The sequence below is a fragment of the Streptantibioticus parmotrematis genome, assembly GCF_019890615.1.
GTDB classification, from domain to species: Bacteria; Actinomycetota; Actinomycetes; order Streptomycetales; family Streptomycetaceae; genus Streptantibioticus_D; species Streptantibioticus_D parmotrematis.
Map to the genome: position 1 here is coordinate 41,931 of NZ_JAINVZ010000012.1, position 16,944 is coordinate 58,874.

17 protein-coding genes and 1 pseudogene are annotated in these 16,944 nt (G+C 70.6%); 11 read left to right on the plus strand and 7 right to left on the minus strand.

Annotated elements, in window-relative coordinates:
* Positions 1-4 precede the first annotated feature (4 nt).
* Positions 5-964: a pirin family protein gene (locus tag K7472_RS18365; RefSeq protein WP_222979407.1), complete on the minus strand. Its 960-nt coding sequence runs from the start codon at positions 962-964 to the stop codon at positions 5-7.
* A 187-nt stretch (positions 965-1,151) separates the two neighbouring features.
* Positions 1,152-1,631, minus strand: a complete 480-nt coding sequence (locus tag K7472_RS18370) for an SseB family protein (RefSeq protein WP_222979409.1) — start codon at positions 1,629-1,631, stop codon at positions 1,152-1,154.
* 133 nt (positions 1,632-1,764) lie between these two features.
* On the opposite strand from K7472_RS18370, the gene K7472_RS18375 reads away from it, so the two are divergent.
* The 4 genes from K7472_RS18375 (at position 1,765) to K7472_RS18390 (ending at position 7,839) form a co-directional block, all read left to right on the plus strand.
* A complete protein-coding gene (locus tag K7472_RS18375) occupies positions 1,765-3,591 on the plus strand; it encodes an acyl-CoA dehydrogenase (protein WP_222979411.1) in 1,827 nt (608 codons plus the stop codon).
* Between the two features lie 108 nt (positions 3,592-3,699).
* On the plus strand, positions 3,700-4,983 hold the full coding sequence (locus tag K7472_RS18380; RefSeq protein ID WP_222979415.1) for a M18 family aminopeptidase: 1,284 nt from the start codon (positions 3,700-3,702) through the stop codon (positions 4,981-4,983).
* 7 nt (positions 4,984-4,990) lie between these two features.
* Positions 4,991-6,976: an AfsR/SARP family transcriptional regulator gene (locus K7472_RS32730; RefSeq protein ID WP_308013973.1), complete on the plus strand. Its 1,986-nt coding sequence runs from the start codon at positions 4,991-4,993 to the stop codon at positions 6,974-6,976.
* A gap of 146 nt (positions 6,977-7,122) precedes the next feature.
* Entirely contained in the window at positions 7,123-7,839 is a 717-nt protein-coding gene (locus tag K7472_RS18390) for a DUF4232 domain-containing protein (RefSeq protein ID WP_222979416.1), read from the plus strand.
* A 105-nt stretch (positions 7,840-7,944) separates the two neighbouring features.
* Here the strand turns inward: K7472_RS18390 and K7472_RS18395 are convergent, their stop codons facing one another.
* Together K7472_RS18395 and K7472_RS18400 are read right to left on the minus strand one after the other, a co-directional pair.
* Positions 7,945-9,789 (minus strand): NHL domain-containing thioredoxin family protein, encoded by a 1,845-nt coding sequence (locus tag K7472_RS18395; RefSeq protein WP_222979418.1) that lies wholly within the window; start codon positions 9,787-9,789, stop codon positions 7,945-7,947.
* A gap of 134 nt (positions 9,790-9,923) precedes the next feature.
* Positions 9,924-10,265 carry a hypothetical protein gene (locus K7472_RS18400; protein WP_222979420.1) on the minus strand — a complete coding sequence of 114 codons (342 nt, stop codon included), beginning with the start codon at positions 10,263-10,265 and terminating at the stop codon, positions 9,924-9,926.
* A 213-nt stretch (positions 10,266-10,478) separates the two neighbouring features.
* Here K7472_RS18400 and K7472_RS18405 point away from each other — a divergent pair, with 213 nt between their 5' ends.
* Positions 10,479-10,883: a DUF6234 family protein gene (locus K7472_RS18405; protein WP_222979422.1), complete on the plus strand. Its 405-nt coding sequence runs from the start codon at positions 10,479-10,481 to the stop codon at positions 10,881-10,883.
* 308 nt (positions 10,884-11,191) lie between these two features.
* Positions 11,192-11,725 (plus strand): NUDIX hydrolase, encoded by a 534-nt coding sequence (locus K7472_RS18410; protein ID WP_222979424.1) that lies wholly within the window; start codon positions 11,192-11,194, stop codon positions 11,723-11,725.
* On the opposite strand, the pseudogene K7472_RS32735 reads toward K7472_RS18410, so the two are convergent.
* From K7472_RS32735 to K7472_RS18420, 3 genes and pseudogenes are all read right to left on the minus strand, one after another.
* Positions 11,703-11,900: pseudogene (locus K7472_RS32735) on the minus strand (hypothetical protein); the annotation flags it as partial. The gene K7472_RS18410 and the pseudogene K7472_RS32735 overlap by 23 nt on opposite strands.
* A gap of 696 nt (positions 11,901-12,596) precedes the next feature.
* A complete protein-coding gene (locus tag K7472_RS18415; protein ID WP_222979426.1) occupies positions 12,597-13,109 on the minus strand; it encodes a GNAT family N-acetyltransferase in 513 nt (170 codons plus the stop codon).
* An 11-nt stretch (positions 13,110-13,120) separates the two neighbouring features.
* Positions 13,121-13,897, minus strand: coding sequence for a GntR family transcriptional regulator (locus K7472_RS18420; protein WP_222979428.1), 777 nt, complete (start codon positions 13,895-13,897; stop codon positions 13,121-13,123).
* A gap of 138 nt (positions 13,898-14,035) precedes the next feature.
* Here K7472_RS18420 and K7472_RS18425 point away from each other — a divergent pair, with 138 nt between their 5' ends.
* From K7472_RS18425 to K7472_RS18445, 5 genes are all read left to right on the plus strand, one after another.
* Positions 14,036-14,365 (plus strand): SCO3933 family regulatory protein, encoded by a 330-nt coding sequence (locus tag K7472_RS18425; protein WP_222979430.1) that lies wholly within the window; start codon positions 14,036-14,038, stop codon positions 14,363-14,365.
* A 2-nt stretch (positions 14,366-14,367) separates the two neighbouring features.
* Positions 14,368-15,714: an FtsK/SpoIIIE domain-containing protein gene (locus K7472_RS18430; protein WP_222979432.1), complete on the plus strand. Its 1,347-nt coding sequence runs from the start codon at positions 14,368-14,370 to the stop codon at positions 15,712-15,714.
* An 83-nt stretch (positions 15,715-15,797) separates the two neighbouring features.
* Positions 15,798-15,998, plus strand: a complete 201-nt coding sequence (locus tag K7472_RS18435) for a hypothetical protein (protein WP_222979433.1) — start codon at positions 15,798-15,800, stop codon at positions 15,996-15,998.
* Between the two features lie 32 nt (positions 15,999-16,030).
* Positions 16,031-16,186 carry a hypothetical protein gene (locus K7472_RS18440; RefSeq protein ID WP_252395842.1) on the plus strand — a complete coding sequence of 52 codons (156 nt, stop codon included), beginning with the start codon at positions 16,031-16,033 and terminating at the stop codon, positions 16,184-16,186.
* A gap of 74 nt (positions 16,187-16,260) precedes the next feature.
* Positions 16,261-16,944: a DUF2637 domain-containing protein gene (locus tag K7472_RS18445; protein ID WP_222979438.1), complete on the plus strand. Its 684-nt coding sequence runs from the start codon at positions 16,261-16,263 to the stop codon at positions 16,942-16,944.

Here is a 16,944-nt window from a genome sequence, read left to right on the forward strand (position 1 = left end):
CCTCTCAGTCGCCGCGGGCCTCCGCCGGGACCGTGCCGAGGCGGCCCGCCTGGAAGTCCTCGAACGCCTGGGCCAGCTCGGCGTGCGAGTTCATCACGAACGGCCCGTAGTGGAACATCGGCTCCCGGATCGGCAGCCCGCCCAGCAGCACGACCTCGAAGTTCGGGCTGCGCGACTCCTGCGTCTCGTCGGCCCGCAGCGTCAGCGCGTCGCCCGCGCCGAACACCGCGGTCTGCCCGGTGCGCAGCGGCCGGCCGGCGGTGCCCGCGGTGCCGCGTCCGGCCAGCGCGTAGGCGAGGCCGTTGAAGTCGGCCCGCCACGGCAACGTCAGCTCGGCGCCGGGGTTGATCGTGGCGTGGATCATCGTGATCGGGGTGTGGGTGATGCCGGGGCCCTGGTGGCCGTCGATGTCACCGGCGATCAGCCGCAGCAGCGCGCCGCCGTCGGAGGAGGTCAGCAGCTTGACCCGGCCGCCGTCGATGTCCTGGTAGCGCGGCGGCATCATCTTGTGCTCGCGCGGCAGGTTCACCCACAGCTGGAGGCCGTGGAAGACGCCGCCGCTGACCACCAGCTCCTCCGGCGGGGCCTCGATGTGCAGCAGTCCGCTGCCCGCGGTCATCCACTGGGTGTCGCCCCCGTTGATCACCCCGCCGCCGCCGTGCGAGTCCTGGTGCACGAAGGTGCCGTCGATCAGGTAGGTGACGGTCTCGAAGCCGCGGTGCGGGTGCCACGGGGTGCCCTTGGCCTCGCCGGGCGCGTACTCCACCTCGCCCATCTGGTCCATCATGATGAACGGGTCGAGGTGCTGGTAGTCGATGCCGGCGAACGCCCGGCGGACGGGGAAGCCCTCGCCCTCGAAGCCGCTCGGCGCGGTCCCGACCCCCAGCACCGGGCGGGCGGTCGCCTCGGCGGGCGCCGCGACGCGCGGCAGGGTCAGCGGGTTCTCTACGGTCACGGCGGGCATGACGACCTCCTCGATCGTTCGGCGTCCAACTTAGTTGAAAAGTGAACGACCAACAAGGCGTACGTATTCCGTTCCCCCTCGTGGCGTACGGACGCGTGGCATGCGAACGCGTGGCGTACGGACTCGTGGCGTACGAAGGGGAACCGCGGGCCGGTTCAGGGCGGGGCGGGCGCGGGCGGCGGACCGCTCAGCCGTACATCCTGCGCATCGCGAAGTCGACCATCTGTTCGACCGCCTTGGCGTCGAAGACCATCCGGTGGTCGCCCTCCATGTCGAGGACGAAGCCGTACCCGGTCGGCAGCAGGTCCAGCACCTCGGCCCCGGTGATCACGAAGTACTTCGACTCCTTGCCCGCGTACCGCCTCAGCTCCTTGAGCGAGGTGAACATCGGGATCACCGGCTGCTGGGTGTTGTGCAGGGCGAGGAAGCCGGGGTTGTCGCCGCGCGGGCAGTAGATCTTCGAGGTCGAGAAGATCGACTGGAAGTCCTCGGCGGACATCGACCCGGTGGTGAACGCCCGCACCGCGTCGGCCAGCGAGGGCGGCGAGGGCTCGGGGTAGAGCGGAGGCTGGGGTCCGTAGCCCCCGGTGCCGGGTGCCCCTTGCATTCCGGGCATCCCGGTGGGCGGGGCGGAGCCGCCCGCGGCGTTCTGGTCGTAGCCGTACACGCGCTACAGCGTAACGAGTGTCATAGCGGGCCATAGGGGTTGCCTTTTATTACCGGCCGGTAGCATCATGGGAACAGTTAGTCGGTACCAGCCAGTAATGGGGTCACGCCCCTCTAGCAACGGAGCCTTCGAGATGGGCCACTACAAGTCGAACCTGCGCGACATCGAGTTCAACCTGTTCGAGGTCCTCGGCCGCGAGACGATCTACGGCACGGGCCCGTTCGCCGAGATGGACGTGGAGACCGCCAAGAGCGTCCTGGCCGAGATCGCCCGGCTGTCGGAGAACGAGCTCGCCGCGTCCTACGCCGACGCCGACCGCAACCCGCCGGTGTTCGACCCCGAGACCAACACCGCGCCGGTCCCGGCCGCCTTCAAGAAGTCCTTCTCCTCCTACATGGACGCCGAGTGGTGGCGCCTGGGCATCCCGGAGGAGATCGGCGGCACCACCGCGCCGCGCTCCCTGCTGTGGGGCTTCGCCGAGACCATCCTCGGCGCGAACCCGGCGGTGTGGATGTACGCCTCCGGCCCGGCCTTCGCCGGTGTGCTCTACGAGGAGGGCACCGAGGAGCAGCACAAGATCGCGCAGCGGATGACCGACAAGCTGTGGGGCTCCACCATGGTGCTCACCGAGCCCGACGCGGGCTCGGACGTCGGCGCCGGCCGCACCAAGGCCGTCCAGCAGGAGGACGGCAGCTGGCACATCGAGGGCGTGAAGCGCTTCATCACCTCCGGTGAGCACGACATGTCCGAGAACATCGTGCACTTCGTGCTGGCCCGCCCCGAGGGCGCAGGACCCGGCACCAAGGGCCTGAGCCTGTTCATCGTGCCGAAGTACGACTTCGACTGGGAGACCGGCGAGCTCGGCGAGCGCAACGGCGTCTACGCCACCAACGTCGAGCACAAGATGGGCCTGAAGGCCTCCAACACCTGCGAGATGACCTTCGGCGCCAACCACCCCGCCAAGGGCTGGCTGCTCGGCGAGAAGCACGACGGCATCCGCCAGATGTTCAAGATCATCGAGTTCGCCCGGATGATGGTCGGCACGAAGGCCATCGCCACCCTGTCCACCGGCTACCTCAACGCGCTGGAGTACGCCAAGGAGCGCGTCCAGGGCGCCGACCTCGCCCAGTTCATGGACAAGGCCGCCCCCCGCGTCACCATCACCCACCACCCCGACGTGCGCCGCTCGCTGATGACGCAGAAGGCGTACGCGGAGGGCATGCGCGCGCTGGTCCTCTACACCGCGACCGTGCAGGACGAGATCCTGGTCAAGGAGGCCGCGGGCGAGGACGCCTCCGCCTCGCACCGCCTCAACGACCTGCTGCTGCCGATCGTCAAGGGCTACGGCTCGGAGAAGTCCTACGAGCAGCTGGCGCAGTCGCTCCAGACCCTCGGCGGCTCCGGGTACCTCCAGGAGTACCCGATCGAGCAGTACATCCGGGACGCCAAGATCGACACCCTCTACGAGGGCACCACCGCCATCCAGGGCCAGGACTTCTTCTTCCGCAAGATCGTCCGCGACCAGGGCCAGGCGCTCACCGTGCTGTCGGAGGAGATCAAGAAGTTCCTGGCCGACGCGGCCGGTGGCGAGGAGCTGGCCGGTGCCCGCGAGAAGCTGGCGCAGGCCGCGGTGGACCTGGAGGCGATCGTCGGCAAGATGCTGACCGACCTGGCCGCCACCGAGCAGGACGTGAAGTCCATCTACAAGGTGGGCCTGAACTCCACCCGCCTGCTGATGTCCTCCGGTGACGTCGTCGTCGGCTACCTGCTGCTCAAGGGCGCCGCGGTGGCCAACGACAAGCTCGCCACCGCCAGTGAGAAGGACAAGGCGTTCTACCTCGGCAAGGTGGCGGCCGCGAAGTTCTTCGCCGAGACCGTCCTGCCGGGCGTGGGCCTCCAGCGCGCGCAGGCCGAGTCCGTCACCAACGAGCTGATGGAGCTGCCCGAAGAGGCGTTCTGACCCCGCTCGGGCACCTTCCGCTACCGCGTCACGACGGCCCGTTCCCGCTTCCGGGGGCGGGCCGTCGCCGCGTCCTGAGCCACTCCCGCCACTTCTATGCTGGGGACCATGACCCCTCGATTCGACCGTGCCCACACCGATGACCTGATGGCCTTCGTCTCCGCGAGCCCGACGCCGTACCACGCGGTGGCGAGCGCGGCCGCACGGCTGGAGAAGGCCGGGTTCCGGCAGGTCGAGGAGACGGACGCCTGGGACGCGTCGACGGGCGGCAAGTACGTGCTGCGCGGCGGCGCGATCATCGCCTGGTACGTGCCGGAGAACGCCCGGCCCGAGACCCCGTTCCGCATCGTCGGCGCCCACACCGACTCGCCGAACCTGCGGGTCAAGCCCCACCCCGACAGCGGCGCCCACGGCTGGCGCCAGGTCGCCGTCGAGATCTACGGCGGCGTGCTGCTCAACTCCTGGCTCGACCGCGACCTGGGCATCGCGGGACGCCTCGCGCTGCGCGACGGCTCCACCCGGCTGGTGAGCGTCGAGCGGCCGCTGCTGCGCGTGCCGCAGCTCGCGATCCACCTGGACCGCCAGGTCAACGAGGGCATGACGCTGGACCGCCAGCGCCACCTCCAGCCGGTCTGGGGCCTCGGCGACGTCGAGGAGGGCGCCCTGATCGGCTTCCTCGCCGACGAGATCGGGCTCGACGCGGACGAGGTCGTCGGCTGGGACCTGATGACGCACGACGTCCAGCCTCCCGCCTACCTCGGCCGTGACCGCGAACTGCTCGCCTGCGCCCGGCTGGACAACCTGCTGTCGGTGCACGCGGGCACCGCCGCGCTGGCCTCCGTCGCCGGGACCGGCGACCTGCCGTACATCCCGGTGCTGGCCGCGTTCGACCACGAGGAGAACGGCAGCCAGGCTGCCACCGGCGCCGACGGACCGCTGCTCGGCACGGTGCTGGAGCGCTCGGTCTTCGCGCGCGGCGGCGGCTACGAGGACAGGGCCCGCGCCCTGGCCGGCACGGTCTGCCTGTCCTCCGACACCGGCCACGCCGTTCACCCCAACTACGCCGAGCGGCACGACCCGGGCCACCACCCGATGCCCAACGGCGGCCCGATCCTCAAGGTCAACGTCAACCAGCGCTACGCCACCGACGGCGCCGGGCGCGGGGTGTTCGCGGCGGCGTGCGACCGGGCGGGCGTGCCGTGGCAGTCGTTCGTCTCCCACAACGCCATGCCCTGCGGCACCACGATCGGCCCGATCACCGCCGCGCGGCACGGCATCTCCACGGTGGACATCGGCGTCGCGATCCTGTCCATGCACTCCACCCGCGAACTGTGCGGCGCGGACGACCCGTTCCTGCTGGCGCGGGCGCTGCGCGCGTTCCTGGAGAGCTGAGCCGAGGGTGGAGTTCGGTCTGCTCGGCCCGATCACGGTGCTCACCGGGTCGGGGGAGGTCCCGCTGGGCTCCGCCAAGCGCCGCACCGTGCTGGCGTCGCTGCTGCTGCGGCCCAACACGGCTGTCTCCGTGGGCCAGTTGACCGAGACGCTGTGGGGCGACGAGCCGCCCGAGCACGCCCGCACGGTCATCCAGGGCCACGTCTCGCGGCTGCGCGCGGTGCTGACCGCCTCCGGCGCCGACGCGTACGGGATCGAACTCGCCACGCTCTCCTCGGCGTACGCGCTGCGGCTGCCGGAGGAGCTGATCGACGCGCACCGGTTCGCCGAACTCGTCACACTGGCGCGCCGTCAGCACTCCGCGCAGGACGCGGTGTTGCTGCTGCGCGAGGCGCTCGACCTGTGGCGCGGGCCCGCGTTGACGGGTGTCGTGACGACGCCCTCGCTGGGAGCCGCTGCGCACGCGCTGGAGCAGCAGCGGCTGACCGCGGTCGAGGCGCTGGGCGAATCGCTGTGCGCGCTGGGCGAGTTCGACCGCGCGGCGCAGGCGCTGCGGGCGGAGGCGGTGGCACACCCGATGCGGGAGGCGCTGATCGCGGCACTGATGGGGGCGTTGTTCCGGTCGGGGCGGCAGTCGGAGGCGATCGACTGGTTCCACCGCACGCGGCGGCTGCTGGCGGACGAACTGGGGATCGACCCGGGGGAGCGGCTCAGGAGGGTCTACGGGGAGATTCTGCGGGCGGAGGAGGAGCGGGCGGGGGCGGAGGGGGTCGCGGTTGCGGTTGCCGTTGCGGAGGTCGGATCGGGGGAGGGGCTTGCGGAGGTCGGATCGGGGGGCGGGGCTTCGGGGGACGAGGTCCCGGAGGTTGGATCGCGGGACGGGGTCGCTGGGGGCGAGGTGACGGAGGTCCGATCGGGGGGCGAGATCGCTGGGGATGCGGTGACGGAGGTTGGATCGCGGGGTGGGGTGGCGGACGTAGCCGCCTCGTACGTTCCGCGTGAGCCGGCGGCTCCCGTCGTGCCGCTCGCGCGGACCATCCCGTACCCCCTGAACCTACTGCCGCGGCTCCCCCACCCCTTCACCGGCCGCCGGGCCGAACTCGCCGTGCTGGACCGCCTCGCCGGGCTGGCCGAGCCCGCGCCGCCGTCCCCGTTGATCCTGCTGACCGGGCCCGCGGGCTCCGGCACGTCCGCGCTGGCCACGTACTGGGCGCACACCCGCGCCGACGCCTTCCCCGACGGCGTGCTGTACGCCGACCTGTCCACGCCGGACGCCCAACCCCCGTCCGTCCTGCGGGACTTCCTGCTCACCCTCGGCGTCCCGCCCGACCGCCTGCCGGGTTCGGTCCCCGGCGCCGCCGCGCTCCTGCGCTCCCTGACCGCGGGCCGCCGCCTGCTCACCGTGCTCGACGGCGCCGCCGACTCCGCGCACGTGCGCCCCCTGCTGTCGGCTGGCGGCGGCTGCGTGACGCTGGTGACCGGCCACGTCCGCCTCGACGGCCTGATCGTCTCCGAGAACGCGTCACTCCTCCCGCTGCCACCCCTGCCCGGGCCCGACGCCCTCGACCTGCTCGCCGCCCTCCTGGGCCCCGACCGCACCGCCGCCGAGCCCGACGCGACCCGCGAACTCGCCCTCCTCTGCGACCACTTGCCGCTCGCCCTGCGCGTCGCCGCCACCCGGCTGCGCGCCCACCCGGCCCACCCGCTCGCCGACCTCGTCACGGAACTACACGACGCATCACGGCGGTTGGAGCTGCTGTCGCTGGAGGACGTCGGCGTGACCGGCGCCCTCGCACCCGCCCTCGCCCGGCTCTCCCCGGCCGACGCGGACCTGCTGCGCGCCCTCTCCACCGGTGAGGCCCGCCACGCGGACCCCGCCGCGCTCGACCGGCTGGCCGCGCTCCACCTCGTACACCGCACGCCCGAGGGCGACCGCGCCGTGCCGCCCCTCGTACGGCTGCACGCGCGCGGGCCGTCCGGGGCGGCCCGTTAGCCATCCGTTAGGGGCGTTCCCCGGCGGCGTTAGCGGAACGCCAGCCCGCCCGGGCAGAGTCTTCATCAGGAAAGAAACCTGCTGAACACCGCGTGGAGCGACTGACCACCGCACGAAGCCGCGCGCACCTTTTCGGGGAGAACACCATGCCGAAGTCCGCCTCCGCCCGCCTGATCACCCTCGCGACCGTCACCGCGGCCGCCGCGCTGTCCCTGACCGCCTGCGCGGGCGGAGGCGGCGTCAAGGCCAGCGGCCCCGGCGTCTCGGTGGCGCCCTCCGCGTCCACCCAGTCGACCGGCCCCACCACGACGGGTACGGGCACCACCGGTACCGGCGGCACCACGGCCAGCGACACCGCGGACCGCACGACCACGGTGAAGCCGGGCCAGGGCAGCGCCCCTTCCCGTAGCCACACGGGCACGGGAACGACCTCGGCCTCCGGCCTCGCCACCTGCGGCACCTCGTCCATCCGCGTCACCGTGCAGCGGGTCACCCGTCCCATCAACCACGTCGTGCTCCAGGCGACCAACACCTCGTCGCGCGCCTGCGCGCTGTACGGCTACCCGGACCTGAAGTTCAGCGAGCACCAGCAGGCCGTCACCGCCGTGATGGACGGCAGCCAGCCGCAGGCGGTCGTCACGCTCGCCCCCGGCGCGAGCGGCTACGCGTCCGTCATGACCGAGGGCGAGGACACCTACCCGACCGAGCGGGTCTCGGTCATCGGCGTCTACCTCCAGGACCGCTCGGGCGCCGCGGGCGGCCGCCTCGACGCGAAGGTCCCCGGCGCGCCGCTGTACGTGGAGGAGGAAGGCGCGGCCGTCTCGTACTGGCAGCCCACCCTGAGCGACGCGCTGACCTGGTAGCCCCCGCCCGTCACGAAGGCCTCAGCGACCGCCGTTCTCCCCGCTGAGGCCTTCAAGCCGTTCCAGGCCAGGCGCGCAGCGCGTTCCTCCGACCACATCGGAAGCTCACTCGGCGTCCATCCCCGCCAACACCAGCGGGAGCCTGCTCGCGCCGCCTTCCACCACCCGGACCGGTACGCCCCAGTCCTGCTGGTGGACGTGGCACGCGGGATATTCGTTGGCCGGGTCGTCGTCGCAGGACGCGGCCATCGCGGAGACGTGCAGGACGCCCTCGCCGACCTCCGCGTTCAGCGTCAGCTCGCGCGTCAGGTCGGTGCCCGTTCCCTCGCCGGAGGCGAGCAGCTCCGGCGGCGTCGAGCTGACCAGCAGGCGGGTCGAGGGGCCGTAGCGGGTGTCGAGCTTCTGCCCGGCCGGCGCGCTGAAGACCACGTCCAGCCGCAGCGCCCCCGGCGCCACGTCCGTCGCGGGCCGTTGCGTGCGGTGCGCGGCGGACTCCACCCGTACCGCCTCCTCCGGCAGCCGCAGCCGGGTCAGCCGGTGCCGCGCGGACTCGACCACGACCACGTCGCCCTCGACGACGACCGCGGCGGACGGCTCGCGCAGGTCCGTCGCCAGCGTCGTCACCTCGTCGGACGCCGGGTCGTAGCGGCGCAGCGCGTGGTTGTAGGTGTCGCTCACCGCGACCGACCCGTCCGGCAGCGCGGTCACCCCCAACGGGTGCTGGAGCAATGCCTGTTCCGCCGCGCCGTCCCGGTGGCCGAAGTCGAACAGCCCGGTGCCGACCGCCGTACGGATCTCGTAGCCGTCGTCCGCCTTCGCCACGTACCGCAGCGCCGAGGTCTCGGAGTCGGCGACCCACAACCGCGTCCCCGCCGCCGCGAGCCCGGACGGCTGGGCGAACCACGCCTCTCGCGCCGGACCGTCCACCAGGCCCTCGTTGGTGGTGCCCGCCGCCACCGCGACCGTCCCGGCGGCCGGGTCGTACGCCCACAGCTGGTGCGTGCCCGCCATCGCGATCCACACCCGCTCGTCCCACCACGCCACGTCCCACGGCGAGGACAGGTCCACCTCGCGGGCCGGGCCGGAGGTCGGCGACCCCTGCCACCACTGCCTTCCGGTCCCGGCGAGCGTCGTCACCTCACCCGTGGCGAGGTCCACCCGGCGCAGCGCGTGGTTGACCGTGTCGGCGACCACCACCGAGCCGTCCGGCAGCAGTGCCAGCCCCTGCGGCTCGCTGAAGCGCGCGGTGTCCGCCGGGCCGTCGGCGAAGCCGCGCGTCCCCGAACCGATCCCCCGCACGACGGTCTCGCCGTCCGCGTCCAGTTCGACGAGGGCGTGCCGGGTGGAGTCGGAGACCAGGAAGGTGCCGCCGGGCAGGGCGAGCGCCTTGCCGGGGAAGCGCAGGCTGGTCGGCTGCGGCTCCGGCGGCACGTACGGGCCGTCGCCGCGCCGCAGCGTGCCCTTCGCGGCGTGTTCCGCCTCCAGCTCCTCGACCAGCTTCTCGATGGCGTGCGCGTGGCCCTCGCCCGCGTGCTGGGCGACGACGTAGCCCTCGGGGTCGATGACGACGAGCGTGGGCCAGGCGCGGACCGCGTACTGCTTCCAGGTGGCCAGCTCCGGGTCGTCCAGTACGGGGTGGTGCACCCCGTAGCGCTCGACCGCGTCGACGACGGCGGCGTGGTCGGCCTCGTGCACGAACTTCGGCGAGTGCACGCCGACGATCACCACGGTGTCGCGGTGCCGCTCCTCCAGCTCCCGCAGCTCGTCCAGGACGTGCAGGCAGTTGATGCAGCAGAACGTCCAGAAGTCCAGAACGACGATCGACCCGCGCAGTTCGCCCAGGCTCAGCTGCTTGCCGCCGGTGTTGAGCCAGCCGCCGGCGCCGGTCAGCTCGGGGGCGCGCACGCGGGCGCGGGACGGGCGGGGGGTGCCGGGCGAGACGTCGTTCATGCCCACAAGGGTGCCACCCGCGGTAACCTCCCCGCCCCCGCCCCGCCCCGCCCTGTGAGCGACGCCACGCGGCTGCGGGTCGGGGTGGGTACGCGGTGAGCGCGGCGGGCGGCGCGGTCGGGAGGGGCGCGTGCTCAGCCGCGTATGGCGGCGGCGCGCCGCTCCACCTCGTCGACGAACCAGGGCGGGACCTCCCCGGTGGCCCGCAGATGCCGCCGTTCCTCCGCCGACAGCCGCTCGGCCGCCTCGTCGACCGCCAGGGCGTAGTCCATCTTCCGGTCGCTCATCGCGGAACGCCGCACGTCCCCGCCGAGCCCCGTCGAGGTCGGCCCTCCTCCTCCGGCCCGCGCGGAGGCGAGCACGCTGAACCACCCGAAGAACCCGAGCTTGCGGCTGCGTTTGTCGACGTGATCCCGCACAGCGAGCCAGCACAGCCGCTCGTCGGTGACATTGGGCACCCGCTGGTTGTCCCCCATGGCCGTCTCCCCCCGGTAGGCCGGGCACACGACGCGTGCGCCCAATGGGAACTGTACGACGGGTAGTTGACGGGGGAACGGGAGCCGGGCGGGCAGGGCGGAGTTCGACTCCGCCGATAACGAAGCAGCTCAGCAGCGCGCGGGCCACCTGGGGCGGTGCGGTCGGGGGGCGCACTCAAGCCATCGCCGCCGTCACGCGGCCATGATGTGGTCATGACGCCCACGTCCTCCGAACGCCCGTCCCGTCGCCGTTGGCGCTTACCGGAGCCGCCCCTGACCACCGACGACATAGGTGTGGCCGCCCTGCTGTTCCTGTTCGAGGCGTTCGTCTACGTGGGCCGGATGATCGGTTACGGGATGACGCCGGATCCCGACGGGAGCGGCGCGGAGGATCACGCCGCCGCGGTGTGGACCGCGTGGTTCCTGGCCGCGTCGCTCCTCTTCACCGCGGTCGCCGCGTTCTTCAGGGCCAGATTCTGCGCGGTGAGCCAGGCGTTCGCCGTGGCGATGCTGACGATCTTCCTGGCCGCGTCGCTCCACACCCCGCAGCAGCCCCACCCGCAACCACCGCCGGTCATCTATTCCCCGTGCTACAGCGGCAGTGGGACGTGCCATTGAGGTGGGTGCCCAGGAGAGACCCGTCAAGTGGGCAGGCCGGGCTTCCCATCAACCCCATCACGGACGCACGGTGACAGGACTGGACTCCTTCGAGTCTGTCCTTCCCAGCGCGCTGCGCGTCGCGTGTGCGGTCGGCCCCCGTGCTGGCTGGCAGGGGCTCCATCGGCTCATCCTGTCCTTGTACCGCCTGCCCGGACGTGAGCGCCGTCGTGGCCCGTGTCTCGTCACGCTGACGCGAATCGTTCCGGCCCGCGCCCGCCTCTGGAGCGTTCTGAGATCCTGGAGGCCGATCGAGAGGGGCCGCGGGCATGGAGTGGAAGACCCATGGCGAGCGACAGATCTACACCAACAAGTGGGTGAATCTGTGTCTGGTCGACGTTCAACAGCCTGACGGACACCGATGGGAGTACCACGTTGTGCGTCTGCGGCATCTGGCCGTGGCCGCCGTGGTCAACGACCGCCGAGAGGTCCTGATGATGTGGCGGCACCGCTTCATCACCGACTCCTGGGCGTGGGAGCTGCCCATGGGCCTGGTCGAGGAAGGCGAGACTCCGGAGGAGGCGGCGGCCCGCGAGGTCCTGGAGGAGACGGGCTGGCGACCCGGCCCCGTCAAGCCCCTGATCTATGCCGAGCCCGCCAACGGCATCACCGACTCACAGCACCACGTCTTCCGAGCGGACGGCGCGACCTACGCAGGACCGCCCACGGAGAGGAACGAGTCCGACCGCATCGAGTGGGTTCCCCTCTCCGCGGTCCGGGGGATGATCGACCGTCGCGAGATCGTGAGCAGTGGCTCGCTCGTGGGTCTCCTGTACCTGCTCATGGACGAGGCGTTCCACTGACTGGCGGGAGGAGCTCCCGGAGCCGCGCCTCGAAGGCCAGGGCTGAGGGGTCTCGCCTGTACGGGGCCAACTGGCCGTAGAACTCTCTGAGGTGACCCGATACCCGCTCGGACACCACGGCCGAAGCCGATTCGAGCGCTTCCGCGGCGGTGTGACAAGCCTGGTCGAGCTTGCCGTACTTCCCTGCTGTCTGGCACGGCAAAGCCCCCTGCCGGGGATCCCGGAGGGGGCTTTGATCTGCTGTGCACTCGGCAGGATTCGAACCTGCAACCTTCTGATCCGTAGCTAAACAGAGATCGGTCATCAGCGGTCATACAGGCGGTCGGAGGGGTGCTAGTAGGTACTGCTGGGTGTAGCCGGTTGCTGTGGTTGCTGTACTTCGCTGCTGTACCGCAACGGGCCGTGATCAACCCGCACCCTCCCGTCTTCCTATACCCACCACTCGCCCTTGCTCCCATCCCGTCCGCCGTCGACCCACACACCGTGGAGCGGGCGTGGTTCAGGGCGTCAAGGTGGAGCGCGCCACTGTACGAACGACCTTGACGCCCTGGGCCGCGTCTGCTCGGCTCTGCCTGGGTCGATGGTGGACGGGATGGGAGCTCCCCGCATCAGCCACGCTCGGCCGGTACTCGGCAACGGCGCCCCCTGCCATCCCGGAGTCGGCCGATCCCTCGCCGAAGGCACGTCCTTGACCTTGACGCTTCGTACGGTGCTCGACTCATGGCCCCGGCCCATCCTCGTGGGCGGGCGTAGGCGCAGCCGGGGCGGAGCGGGCCGGAGGCAGGAGCGTCGCCCCGAGCGGAGCCGGTAGCCCGCCCGGCGGAGCGGAGCGCAGCCGGGGCTTGATGAGGTAGAGAAACCTGTAACAGCTCTACGGCTGGGGCGAGACGAAGCAAATCGCTTGGATAGCTTCGCCGTCGCCGAAGTGGTGAGTGGTCTCGCCGATCCTGTTCCAGCCGAGCCGCTCGTATAGACGGATCGCGGCGGCGTCCTTCGTCATTACATCGAGGACCAAGCGGAGTTCGTTCGCCCGCGCATACCGCATGGCCTCCTCCACAAGGCGCTTTCCGGTGGCGTTCTCCCGCGCCGCCCGAACCACGAACAGCCTCGCCAGAACGGCCACCCGAGCCTCGTCCTCTCCACTCTGTTCAATCCACAGAGAGACCGCGCCTTCCCCTCTCGGCTCCATCAGCGAGACGTGACCAGTGATCGAACCACCTGACTCGGATACCCAGGCAGCGAGCGTGTCCTCAGAGCTGAGCCAAGCCTGTGGCTCTTCGACGCCCTCCACCGGATAGCCATCGGTCTCGTGGACTTCGACCAAAGCCTTCGCAGCACCGGCCAGATCAGTCGGTTCGAAAGGGCGCACGACGACGGAACTCACCTGACAAGTCCTCACTTCTCGACGGGCATTTCGTAGAGCAAGCCGGTTCTGTCGGCACGGTGGACGTAGCGCGACACCTCGAAGGGAACCCCGTCTTGGTCGCAGCTCGTGTGGAGAACTTCCAGCACAGGAACGCCTGGCAGGAGGTCAAGGGCTCGCGCCTCGTCGGGGGTCGGCATGCGGGCGCTGATCTCGTCTCTGACGGTGGTCATGATGTGGCCCAAGTCTTCGAGACGGCCGTAGATGCCGTCCTTCCCCGTCTTGGCCTGCATGAGCAAGGTCCCTTGAGCTTCCTCCCAACGCAGATATGTCGAGACGATCTGCACGGGTTCGTCGTTCGCGAAGTAGTGGTTCTCGCGGTGGACCACGCTCTCCTCGTCTGCGGGCACCTTCAGCCGCTCAGCGATGTCGGCTGGCGGCGTCTCGCGCGCGATCGATGGAACATCGATCCTCGGGATCTTTCCCTGGCGCTGGCACTCCAGCCGGAACGGCGTAAGACCGGTGGCACGGTTCTTGATCGAGTAGCGGTCACTCCCGAATCGGAAGAGCCGCTGAGGCTCACGCACGAAGACGCCCTTGCCGTGCTTGGCGGTGACAAGGCCCTGCTCCGCAAGCAACCGGACAGCCTCTCGGGCCGTGTTGCGGGCTGCGCCGTACTCCTCTGCGAGGGCCCGCTCCGACTTCAGCTTGTCCCCGCCTCGGAGTGCTCCACTCTCGATCTGACGGCGGAGATCTTCTGCGATACGCCTGCTCGGAGGCGGTGAAGGGGGCGGGGTGGCCTGCGTCATGCCTCCACTCTAGCAACTGGCTCAAGCCAGATGCTTGACCCATGGCGCGGCACTGTGCTCAACTGGCTTAAGCCAGTAAGTGGCTCAAGCCAGTTGGGCGCTCCCTTGAGGTGCGTCCCCAACCGCAGGAGAGACGCAATGCCGTCCTTCAAGATCGACCTTTCGACCGCTGTCGTGTTCGTGGCGACTGCGCCGGAACCGAAGATGGTCAACAAGAAGACTGGGGAGCGTGCGGTGGACCGGGAGACCGGTGCGGACCTTTCGACTGTGGGTCTGCTGATCTCGGATGAGGGGGAGGGGAACCTCTACCAGGTGACCATCCCGGAGACCGGGTATCAGGACGGACTGACGCCCGGCACGCCGGTCAAGGTCACCGGTTTGAAGGCGCGGGACTGGGAGAACGAGTTCAACGGGCAGAAGCGCCACGGGATCTCGTTCCGTGCGATCGCGATCACAGCCGGGGTCTGATCATGTCGGATCTGTCGCTGTGGCTGGACGGTGCGGGTGCCTTAGTCGGCGTCGGTGGTCTGGGTGTCGCGAAGGTTCGGGCGCCTCGCCTGTACTGGGCGACGGTGGGCCTGCCGGTGACGTGGGGGCGGTTCTCGCTCTCGTACCGGGCGACGATGGATGTGTGTGGTCTGACGGTGCAGCCGTCTGGTCTGCGGGCGTTCATGTCGCGTCGGATCGCCCGTGGTGAGGTGCAGCCGGTTCCGCCGAAGATTCGCCGGGTGCGGGGCACCTCGACGGGTCTTCGGGTCACGCTCCGTCTCCCGGCTGGTCTGGAGCCTGCCGACATCGCCGCCGCTTCCGAGCGTCTGCGGCATGCCTGGGGTGTTCACGCGGTGCACGTGATCCCGTCGAAGCCGGGCCATGTGGAGCTGCGGATGACCGGCTATGACGTGCTGCGCCGGGTGCGGATGCCGAAGAAAGCTGCCCCGCACGACCTGGTGGTTCCGGTCGCGCTGCGGGGCGACGGCACGGCGTATGTGCGGAACTATCGCGAGATCCCGCACGCCCTGACTCTGGGGGCGAACCAGTCGGGCAAGTCGATGTATCAGCGCAACCTGATCAAGGGTCTGGCTCAACTGCCGCTCGCGCTGGTGGGGATCGACTGCAAGCGCGGTGTCGAACAGTCCCGGTACGCGGCGCGTCTGTCGGCGCTGGCCACGAATCCCGACGATGCCGCTTCCCTGATTGACGTGCTGGTCGCGGAGATGGAAGACCGCTTCGATCTGCTCGCCAAGTACGGCGTCTCGGATCTGTGGGAGCTTCCCGGGCATCTGCGCCCGGCGCCGGTCGTGGTGCTGGTCGATGAGATCGCGGAACTGTTCCTGATCTCCTCGAAGAAGGATGAGGACCGGCGCGAGCGGATCGTCACCGGTCTGATCCGCCTGGCCCAGTTGTCCCGCGCGGTCGGCATCTACCTGGAGATCTGCGGCCAGCGCTTCGGCTCCGAGTTGGGCAAGGGGGCCACGATGCTCCGTGCCCAGCTCACCGGGCGTGTGGTGCACCGCGTGAACGACAAGCAGACCGCTGAAATGGGCCTGAGCGACGTGGCCCCGGAGTCCGTTCCGGCCGCGTGCACGATCCCCGCCGACCGCCCCGGCCTGGCCGTGGCTGCGGACGCTTCCGGGGGCTGGGGCCGGATCCGTACACCGCTCACGTCGGTGGAAGAAACCGCCGCCGTGTGCCGGGAGTTCGCCCATCTGATCCCGGACCTCCCGGCCCTGGAGCCGTTCCGCCCGGTAGTCCGGCCCGTCCCCGTCCCGGCGTCGAGTATTCCGCCGATGCCGACCAGGGCGCCGGCCATTCCCTGACCCACCCCGCACCACGGTCGGCGTGACCGCCTCACGCCAGGTCCCTACCCCTCCATGCCCAAACCCAGAAACGGAGACTCGCTATGTCCATCCTCAACAGGGCCGCAAAGGCCAGTGCCAACGCCCGCAACATCGCCTCTGACCTGCACAAGCAGGGGCGCGACCACTTCAACGACCCCACATGGCGGGAAGCCATGAAGGACGTCAACAGCGCCTTTGACGCCGCCTACGAAGCGGGCTACGACCACCAGGACATTGGTGACGCCGCCAGCCGGATCCGGTGAGCGTCGTGGCTGCTCGCCCGTCCACTCGCCGCGTGAGGAAGCCGAAGCCGGTCCCGTGCCCGGACTGCCAGGCCGGTCAGGTTCTGGAGCCCTTCCAGGTCGGCGGCCGCAAGAAGCGCACCAGCGACGACCGGCAGGGGGCCTTGTGCCTGACCTGCCTCGGTACCGGCGAAGCCCCGACCGACTGAAACCCGCTGGGACCGGGCGGCCGGAGAACACTTCCCGCCCGGCCCCGGCCGCTACCTCGAAGGAGGTGAAGACCGTGAGCCGCAAGATCCGCCCGGACGCTGTTCTTGTACAGGCCGTGATCGCTGGTGCGCTGTCCTTCGCCCACCTGCACGACATCGCTGAAGCGGCCGGACAGGACGGCTGGAAGGCCTGGGCCTACCCGATCAGCGTAGATCTGCTCCTGGTCGCCGCCTGGCACCGCATCCGCACCCTGCGCGCCGATCACCACGCCGCCCGGGCCGCCTGGTCCTGGTTCGGCACCGCGCTGATCGCCTCGCTCGGGGCGAACATCGCCACTGCCGGACTCCTCGACCTGCACGCCGTGCCGATCTGGCTCCGTATCCTCGTCGCCGGATGGCCCGCCCTCGCCTTCCTCGGCGGAACGCTCCTCGTTCACACTCCCGCCGACCCGGCGCCGCAGCCTTCACAGTCTGTGGACGAACGGGCCCTGCCGGAAGTCGAGTTGCGACGCGATGACGAACCCGAGCCCGCGCCCGAGCCTGTTGTGGTCCCGGCGCCTGAGCTTCCCGCCGCCGCTGCCGCACCGGTGACCGAAGGGCCGGTGGTTCCGCCCGCGCTGCTCGACCACGCCCGCAAGATCGCTGACGCCCACCGGGCTACGGCCGGTGAACCCCTCGACCGCGACGCCCTGCGAGCCCGCCTCGGCCTGCCCGCACCGATGGCCGACGCGATCGCCACGCACCTCCAACTCACCTGA

Excerpts from the sequence above, each read along its gene's own strand:
- K7472_RS18365 (WP_222979407.1), bottom strand. The coding sequence starts at position 964 with ATGCCCGCCGTGACCGTAGAGAACCCGCTGACCCTGCCGCGCGTCGCG.
- K7472_RS18375 (WP_222979411.1), top strand. The coding sequence starts at position 1,765 with ATGGGCCACTACAAGTCGAACCTGCGCGACATCGAGTTCAACCTGTTC.
- K7472_RS18380 (WP_222979415.1), top strand. The coding sequence starts at position 3,700 with ATGACCCCTCGATTCGACCGTGCCCACACCGATGACCTGATGGCCTTC.
- K7472_RS18390 (WP_222979416.1), top strand. The coding sequence starts at position 7,123 with ATGCCGAAGTCCGCCTCCGCCCGCCTGATCACCCTCGCGACCGTCACC.
- K7472_RS18395 (WP_222979418.1), bottom strand. The coding sequence starts at position 9,789 with ATGAACGACGTCTCGCCCGGCACCCCCCGCCCGTCCCGCGCCCGCGTG.
- K7472_RS18400 (WP_222979420.1), bottom strand. The coding sequence starts at position 10,265 with ATGGGGGACAACCAGCGGGTGCCCAATGTCACCGACGAGCGGCTGTGC.
- K7472_RS18405 (WP_222979422.1), top strand. The coding sequence starts at position 10,479 with ATGACGCCCACGTCCTCCGAACGCCCGTCCCGTCGCCGTTGGCGCTTA.
- K7472_RS18410 (WP_222979424.1), top strand. The coding sequence starts at position 11,192 with ATGGAGTGGAAGACCCATGGCGAGCGACAGATCTACACCAACAAGTGG.
- K7472_RS18420 (WP_222979428.1), bottom strand. The coding sequence starts at position 13,897 with ATGACGCAGGCCACCCCGCCCCCTTCACCGCCTCCGAGCAGGCGTATC.
- K7472_RS18425 (WP_222979430.1), top strand. The coding sequence starts at position 14,036 with ATGCCGTCCTTCAAGATCGACCTTTCGACCGCTGTCGTGTTCGTGGCG.
- K7472_RS18430 (WP_222979432.1), top strand. The coding sequence starts at position 14,368 with ATGTCGGATCTGTCGCTGTGGCTGGACGGTGCGGGTGCCTTAGTCGGC.
- K7472_RS18435 (WP_222979433.1), top strand. The coding sequence starts at position 15,798 with ATGTCCATCCTCAACAGGGCCGCAAAGGCCAGTGCCAACGCCCGCAAC.